Below are 7,987 nucleotides of genomic sequence, written 5' to 3' on the forward strand. Positions count from 1 at the left end.
GCACGCCGGCTAATAACAAACTGCGCATGGATGACAAACGTGGGCAAGAGCACATCAAACTGGCCACCGAATACGGCAAAACTCAACTTAATTTGGGGCATTTGGTCGATAATAAAAAAAGCCAACGTGGCGAAGGGTTTGAACTACGCACCGACGAATGGGGCGCGATTGCCGCCAATAGAGGCTTATACTTAACCACGCAAACCCAGCCGAAAGCGCAAGGTAAACAACTGGATATGCAAGCGGCAATAAGCCAACTTGAAAATGCCCTCTCTATTGCCAAAGCACTACAAAATGCCGCCACCCAGTCCGAAGCGCACAGCGCCGATACCGACAGCCAAGCGCAACTTAAAGCCAACTTAACTCAGCTAACCCAAAGTGGCCTACTGGCCTATGCGCAAGAAGGCATCGCCCTAACCAGCCCTGAAAATATTCAACTGACAACAGCGAGCAGCCTCACCTTAACCAGCGAAAATCAAACCGATATCAACGCTTTAAACAACGTCACTGTTTCATCGGGCGAAGCGATTGGTTTATTTGCGCAAAAAGCGGGCATGAAACTGTTTGCCAACCAAGGTGATATTGAGGTGCAAGCCCAAAATGCCAACCTCAATATGGCTGCCAAGCAAGATATCAAAGTGGATAGCGTGGATGGTAAAACGCAGATAACAGCAGCCAAAGAGATAACGCTCATCTGTGGTGGCTCTTATATCAAAATCAGCAGTGAAGGCATCGAACTGGGCACACAGGATAATATCTATCTTAAGTGTAATGTGTTCCAGAAGATGGGGCCGAAAGCACTTGATATCTCTACAGTAAATTTACCACAACTTATTACAGAACATGGTATTAAATTTCACTTTGTCGATGAGCAAGGCGGGGTATATGCTAATGAACCCTACATTGCCGTGTTACCCGATGGCAAAGAAATACATGGCATAACCGATAAAGAAGGCAAAACCAAAGCTTTCTATACTGATTCTCCAGATTCCATTGATGTGCAATTAACTCGATTAATATAAGGAAATCAATATGAAGAATAAAAAGCAGGGATCATTTACTACAGCTAACACTAATCAAGTTGGAGCTAATGGTGAGGTTGCTGTACATAAACAAGTGATTAAACGTCCTGATGAAGTTATATTGACTATAGGTGTATTTTTTGACGGTACAGCGAATAATTCATTTAACATCTCAATGCGTGAAGAGTATCAACAAGCGCTAGCCCGCGGCGAAACACCTGAAATCACTTTCCCAGTGTTCAATACCAGTTACACCAATGATCATTCGAATGTCTATAAATTATATCAAATGTATCATTCTGATCTTAAAAAAGATATTGTAAAATTATCAAAAGATAAAAATGGTGTGGCACATTATCAATTGAGCGTTTATATAGAAGGTGTCGGTAGCCGAATTGGTGAAAGTGATAGTAATATTGGTTTTGCCACAGGCCTTGGTGTAACGGGAATTAAAGGTAAAATAAACCGAGCTATAATCGAAATTAAAAAAGAGTTAAAGACTTTTTTGGGTAAAGCCCCTAAAACACGTATTCAACAAATTAACTATGATGTATTTGGCTTTAGCCGAGGTGCGGCAACCGCCCGCTACTTTACCAACTTTGTTGCTGATAAGTTAAATGATAAAGATAAACAAGGCAATAACAACCCGCTAACCAAAATGTTAAAACAAGCGTTAGAGGGCAAAATCAGTGACCATTGGCAAGGACATGCCAATGGACATGTCCATTTTTTAGGTATTTTCGATACCGTGGCAGGAATTGGTCGACCCGAAAATTTATTTGATGCGGGCGATGCTAACACTTTTGATATCGATATCCATATTCACCCCGATTCGACTGATGCAGGATTACATATTCAGGCCGCGCATGAATATCGGCATAACTTTTCGCTCAATGATGTGCCTAATTATTTTAAAAAAGTAAGCATGCCGGGTGCGCATTCGGATATTGGCGGTGGCTACCCCAATCATGATATTGAAGAAAACCTTTATATTACCAAAGTTTATCAACATGATAATCTCTATTTAGGTCAACCATCCAATATTAAGCAAAAGCTACAAAAAGCGCTCGTAAAAATCCAACAACATCCTGACTTGCACTACCTGTTTTATGGTTTAAGTGAAAATAACTTCTACCAATGGACAACCCCAGTAAGATACGATAACAATAACTACACCAATGCCTATGGCGTAATCCGTGTTAGGCGGCAAATAAAATTTGGTCTTGACCGAGTTGCTTTAAGGATTATGTATAATGAGGCGGTAAAACAAAATTGTAAATTTATCCCTTTTTGGGATATTTACGTTATCCCGAATGAATTACAAAGCGTGGCCAATAAAATCATCAAAGCTGCCGATAGCTATCAAACCTATCAATTGACGGAAGCTGAAAAGCGGTTAGTGCTGAACAACTATACCCATTGCTCGGCTGAATATGAACGCTATTTTTATACTAGACCAGCCGAAAAAGAACTAATCGACAAAAACACTGGTCAAATAGTTAAAATCACTTGGCCAGCAAAAAAAGAAAAAGAGCAGGCAATAACAGGATTACTGCAAGTTCACCAACCACACCTTACCCACCACGGTGATTGGCAACGGTTAATCCACCCCGATCAATAAATAGTAAGGATTTTATATGTTAAAAAAACTTATCACCAGCTTCAGTTTGGTACTGCTAATAAGTGGTTGCCATACACCATTTACACATAACAACGTGAACCCTAATTTGCCGCAAAAACCTTACAGTGAATGGCGTATTGGTGGAAGTTATCCACACTATTTCCAATCGATAGTATTTTCAACCATGATAAAGACCCAATCAAACAAATATAAAATCATTGATATAGTTGCGCGTAATAATCAAAATTATGAAACCCCTGGGCAATGGCAGACAGAATTCGGTTATAGTAATTTACCCGTTTATTCCGATTTGCCGGAAGAATTTTATATTTGTTGGTCATCTTTTGCCGATCAAACTTTTTATCGCACTAAATTAGTGGTGCCATTATGGGCTAGGCAAGAGATGGCAACACCACACCATTTTTATTCCGAAGCCTATGATAAAAATGAGATTGGTTATAACGATACCATTATTATTGGTTTTGCCCCAGGCGGCAGTGTGACCGGTTGGGTTACAGGGCTTGCTCATCCAGATGCAACGGCAATAGAATTTGGTAAAGGAGTCACTGAGCGAATCCCGCCAGGGTCGGATGTTTGCCCCAACCCATACCCAAACGGTAAAATAACCGAAATCACCCCTGAAGCTAAAGCTTGGCTAAAAAAACACGGCATGCCCAAAGAGTGGCAAGAAAAATATAATAATGTCACCATGGGGCAATATCTCAAACTCAAAAATCCACCCAACTTTTAAAGGATTAGTATAAATAACAGGCTAAATGAAGAATCATGGTGCAAGTTTAAATAAAGCATCTTCATCGTTTGTTAATTGATATTTAGAGGGAGGTTTACGCAAAAGCTGGATGGCGGAGTTGATAGGGCATTTACTGGTGAAATATGAAAGCGAATGGTATGCCGATGAAGCGTTAAGCAAATGGAACGAAATTGATGAGCTATTTGAAGAAAAAAAACAACAACAAAAAGCACTTATTGAAGCGGGATTAGATGAGCTAGGCATCACCGAGCCTTACCTCCGTGATTTTGCCTTAGACGTGGTGGACGAAGCGCATAAACATGTCAAATCAAACTGGCAACTAGAAAAAGCACAGCGCATTAAACCCTCACTGTGGTGGAAACAAGTGGCACAAGCGCAAACTCAAAATCAAACAACCAGCACAGAACAAAGCAATGCGAATACCAATACCAATACCTCTAAACTGTCTAATCTATCAACTGATGGCAAGGCATGGTTTATTCATCCGGTAGCGATGATGGATTATTTTTCAGGCGCAGGCATAGCTACTTATCATATTTATCATGATGGAAAAATTGAAAAACATATACCACAAGAAATATTGAAAGGTTATGAACAAAAATATAAATACGTTTATCATGATAAGAATAAAAAAATACATGAGTTGGGTATTTTTACTGTTCATGTAACTAAGGCTATGGCGAGAGGAAATATTCCACAAGCACATAATGTGGAATTAATTAATGTTAAGGAGTTTGAAAAAGGTTACATTTCATCTGATGGTAATGTTAAAGCAAAATTTGCAACATTTAATAGTGATAGTCACAGGTGGTATATAAATCCTGATTGTTTTGCAGGGTTGCTTGGTGCTATGTTAGAACTGAATGCTGATTATTTAGGCTTTAATGGATTTAGCACTTATGATGCTAAATCTGTTCAGAGTAAATCTCATATAAATGGGGTTGCCGGCGATTTAAGATATATATCAACTAAAAGAAATGGTGAGCTAACATGGTTATCTTATTCAAGTTTTGATTTTGATGAGCAAGAAAAATTTAATAAAGCATTGTATAAATTTGGTTGGGCAAGGACTTCGTTAATGTATTCAGAATATTTTACATATAAGAAACAACCAAATACTTTACTTAAATATACTAAGCATATGAAGAAAGCTCCTCCTAATGGATATGATCATTATCATCATTTACATATATGTGGTTTTGATTTTAACTTAATTATAAATGTACAGGATTAAAAATGATTAGATTTAAATTTTTCCCTATATGCATTTTATTGATTTCGTTATTTTCTTTCGCAGAAGATAAAAATAAAGATCCCAATAATATTCTTTATGAATTTAAGGGATATTCAAAAAAAACATCGTCCTATCATTCTTTAAAAGACTTTTTTGCTGATAATAATCAAGTTTATGATAAAAAGAATCCACTAAACGCACTTTTTGACCCTGATACGCCTTTATTAAGTATGGTTGAGCATAGAAAACCTTATACAGGTAAAGCTATATTATTTAAAAAGCTTCCACTTGATAGCAATCTAAATGTGTTCCTTTTTGCTTATTGGGATCACAATGAGCAAGATTCATATTATAACCTTCCAACTCTTGAATTACAGATTTTTGATAAGAGTAATCAACTGATTAGCAAAATGATTGTTGTTGATGGTGCACAAGCAGAATGCTCAATCAATAAAAAAACACGTATTTATAAAAATAAGAAATTTGAAATAATAGAATCAGAGTATTGCATTGATATAGAAACAGACAAGCTTATGACTGAACAACATAAGGTAAGTTATTATTTTATTGATGATAAAGGTAATATTAATTTTGAATAATGAATGTCACTAAGTATAAATTAGAATAATAAGGGCTGTCTTCATCACTTTTATTAGCCTATATTAAATAATACCCTAATAAAAAGAACAATATTTATTGAGATGTTGAATTTGGCATAAGTAACATTAAGGAAATTTAACAATGAAACTTTTTGAAAGGTTTATCATTATCTGCCTATTATCATTATTTGATGTAAATATTGCATTTTCAGAAAATTTAAATAGCGATTTACGTGACTATCATAAAATCAAATTACCTTATTCTTCTAATGAATTAAAAAAATATTATTATTGGGGTGAACATGGCTTGTATCTTTCACCTAATATGCCATTTCCATTAAGGTTTACGAATAAAGAATTTTCATTTAAGCCAAAGTTATTTGAATATCTTACTAAAACAACTTTTTATTTTCCCCATTGTTATTTTTATCATAAGAATATTTTATATAAAGGTATTATACAAATAGCTGTAGGTGAAAATAATGAAAAAATTTTTACTTTTCAATTGTATAGTTATGATAAGAACGGAAATCTGATGGATGCAATACTTTTGTACAAAATTCAAAATGGTGAAATATCATATTGGAATGATTTTGTAATAAAAACAGATGGCAGAATAGTAATAAAACAACATCAAAAACAAAATCTTTTTGAACTCGATGAAGATCCAAAAGATAAAAAAGTTTATACAACAGAAGACAAATATCAAATGAGTTCTTCTGGAATTTTTAACACAATAAAGGATTAAGTAATGAGAAATTTATTGTTCATTGAGATAATTTTATTTAGTTTTTATTGTTATGGTCAGGAGTTTAAGATTATTGAGAACTATGAAGGTAAATCTGTTCTTAACACTATAAATATCTCAAAACTAGAAAAAGATTGCGAAAAATCCAATGACTTTTGGCATTTTACAAATGCTGAACGAGAAAAAATTCTAGAGCGTTGCCCGATTAATCGAATTGCTTCATATTTTGATAATTTATATGAAATTATTAATAACAAAATTGTTATATATGATGTCAATGAGTTAAAGCTTACTATTAATAAAAAACTCTATAATAAAACTGTTAATAATAAAATATCTCCTGTTAAAGAGCTTAATCTATCCCTTTTTCATAAAGGAAAACTTAAAGATAAAATTATATTGGCAAATAGTTCCTATGACGTTGAAGGTTATTATTGGTTAAGTAATCAGTACTATTATATTTCTCCTAGTAAAGATGTTTATCTATTATTGGTAAAAGATATCGATACTAGTGTAAAACCAATATTCTGGAAACATTATCAAATAGATAAAAAAGACTTACAATTTCAGCTTAAAGAGTTATTAATTGACGAAGGTTATAAATATCAAATTATTTATCCCTATAAATTTGAAATTCTTGAAGGAGCACTGGAAAAATCGAAATATGATATTGATAAATTAAAGACATGTTATCGAGAACAATTTTCGACAAATTGTAGTATCGACTCTTACCGCTATTATCATAACCTTTTATCTCAAAAAGTCATATCACTTAAGGATAAAAAAACTAATTTTAATGAATCTATAGACAAAATAGATAAACAAATTAATGAAATATGTTTATTAATACCTGCTCCTAATTATTATTATGAAACTGAGGAATTTACTTATAATATTACAAAATGTTTAACAGAACAATTAAACAAAAAGATAGAAAAATTAGCCCAAACATTATTGGAGTGAAATGAAATTTATTTGGAAATTATATGGCATGGGGGGGAACCATAATCCGTAAAATTAGTCATTGTGATGTGCCGGCAGTCTTGGTTGCAGAAAATGGCGGGGATGAGGCGCCACATAAGGGGTATGTCAAATTAACCTCACTGATAGTGACCCAACTTAAACCTGAAAAATTAGATAAAGTGGTGGTATTAAAAACGCCTGTGCCAATTAATAAAGGCGACTTTATAGGTTACATCGGCCATAATGTCAGCCAATCCGAACGTTTTGACGAGCCTAAAGAAGCCCCGTTATCGAACATGAAACGGGCGTTAGACAAGCAATTACCGCCAATGGCACATATTGAATTACTGACCTGTGATGATTTACCGGCGTTTATCACTAAAACCCGCACCTTAGCGGACAAGCTGCCTGAAAGTGAAAAAACTATCATATTAGTTGAAAAAGAGGCGCGATTAGTGCAAGCCGCTAAACCGGCAGGTTGGTTAAGCTCTGGGGTGGCGATTCATTTTACCGACACTACCGAGAGCTACTATATTAAAATCAAACCGGTCTATACCGTCAATCTTCCCTCAAGATTTTTTCATACTTCAACCGAGCAGCCGTTATTCGACCCAGGGGTTGGCAAGGTGGTTAATGGCATTAATGGAAAGATACAGGCAAAAAGCCCGTCAGCGCAACCGTACACCTTAACCGCAAGTGAGAAAATGTATGTAAGGCGGATATATCCCGAATTAACCGAGGCAGATATCCCCGATAAAGTTGAGCTAATTAGTGGCGGAAAGGGGCAAGATACGACGTTACCGAGTGTCTATTCTGAGCCTGCGAATGATGATGATTTTTTCACGATTCGCTTTATGATTGAAAACAAGCCGTACTGGATAGCCGCCAGTAAAGTCTTACAGCTTAATGGCGAAGATGGGCAGCTCAATTCAAGCGTAAGTTATTGGCATAATTTTCCGTTATCATTAGATGACAACCTTTCTCCACAGGAAAAGAAACGTAATACGGTATGTTACCCTCGTACCGTG

General features: G+C 35.4%; 7 protein-coding genes and 1 pseudogene. All 8 read left to right on the forward strand.

Annotation, left to right across the window (positions count from 1 at the left end; translation table 11 throughout):
- On the forward strand, positions 1-1,022 hold a 1,022-nt coding region (locus tag A9G24_RS04950), incomplete at its 5' end, for a DUF2345 domain-containing protein (protein WP_141673071.1).
- Between the two features lie 10 nt (positions 1,023-1,032).
- Positions 1,033-2,643, forward strand: a complete 1,611-nt coding sequence (locus tag A9G24_RS04955) for a T6SS phospholipase effector Tle1-like catalytic domain-containing protein (RefSeq protein WP_065638040.1) — start codon at positions 1,033-1,035, stop codon at positions 2,641-2,643.
- Between the two features lie 16 nt (positions 2,644-2,659).
- Positions 2,660-3,394 (forward strand): DUF2931 family protein, encoded by a 735-nt coding sequence (locus tag A9G24_RS04960; protein WP_065638041.1) that lies wholly within the window; start codon positions 2,660-2,662, stop codon positions 3,392-3,394.
- 109 nt (positions 3,395-3,503) lie between these two features.
- The gene (locus A9G24_RS04965; protein WP_065638042.1) at positions 3,504-4,649 is read left to right on the forward strand and encodes a hypothetical protein; all 1,146 of its coding nucleotides are present in this window, start codon (positions 3,504-3,506) and stop codon (positions 4,647-4,649) included.
- A gap of 2 nt (positions 4,650-4,651) precedes the next feature.
- Positions 4,652-5,248, forward strand: coding sequence for a hypothetical protein (locus tag A9G24_RS04970; RefSeq protein ID WP_065638043.1), 597 nt, complete (start codon positions 4,652-4,654; stop codon positions 5,246-5,248).
- Positions 5,249-5,390: 142 nt separating this feature from the next.
- Entirely contained in the window at positions 5,391-5,996 is a 606-nt protein-coding gene (locus tag A9G24_RS04975) for a hypothetical protein (RefSeq protein WP_065638044.1), read from the forward strand.
- A gap of 3 nt (positions 5,997-5,999) precedes the next feature.
- The gene (locus tag A9G24_RS04980) at positions 6,000-6,959 is read left to right on the forward strand and encodes a hypothetical protein (RefSeq protein WP_065638045.1); all 960 of its coding nucleotides are present in this window, start codon (positions 6,000-6,002) and stop codon (positions 6,957-6,959) included.
- 23 nt (positions 6,960-6,982) lie between these two features.
- Positions 6,983-7,987 (forward strand): annotated as a pseudogene (locus tag A9G24_RS04985) (hypothetical protein); the annotation flags it as partial.

Source organism: Gilliamella sp. App6-5 (assembly GCF_001690525.1).
Classification (GTDB): domain Bacteria; phylum Pseudomonadota; class Gammaproteobacteria; order Enterobacterales; family Orbaceae; genus Gilliamella; species Gilliamella apicola_H.

What these genes read in the sequence shown, in the direction of transcription:
- A9G24_RS04970 (WP_065638043.1), top strand. Translation starts at nt 4,652, where the DNA reads ATGATTAGATTTAAATTTTTCCCTATATGCATTTTATTGATTTCGTTA.
- A9G24_RS04960 (WP_065638041.1), top strand. Translation starts at nt 2,660, where the DNA reads ATGTTAAAAAAACTTATCACCAGCTTCAGTTTGGTACTGCTAATAAGT.
- A9G24_RS04965 (WP_065638042.1), top strand. Translation starts at nt 3,504, where the DNA reads ATGGCGGAGTTGATAGGGCATTTACTGGTGAAATATGAAAGCGAATGG.
- A9G24_RS04975 (WP_065638044.1), top strand. Translation starts at nt 5,391, where the DNA reads ATGAAACTTTTTGAAAGGTTTATCATTATCTGCCTATTATCATTATTT.
- A9G24_RS04955 (WP_065638040.1), top strand. Translation starts at nt 1,033, where the DNA reads ATGAAGAATAAAAAGCAGGGATCATTTACTACAGCTAACACTAATCAA.
- A9G24_RS04980 (WP_065638045.1), top strand. Translation starts at nt 6,000, where the DNA reads ATGAGAAATTTATTGTTCATTGAGATAATTTTATTTAGTTTTTATTGT.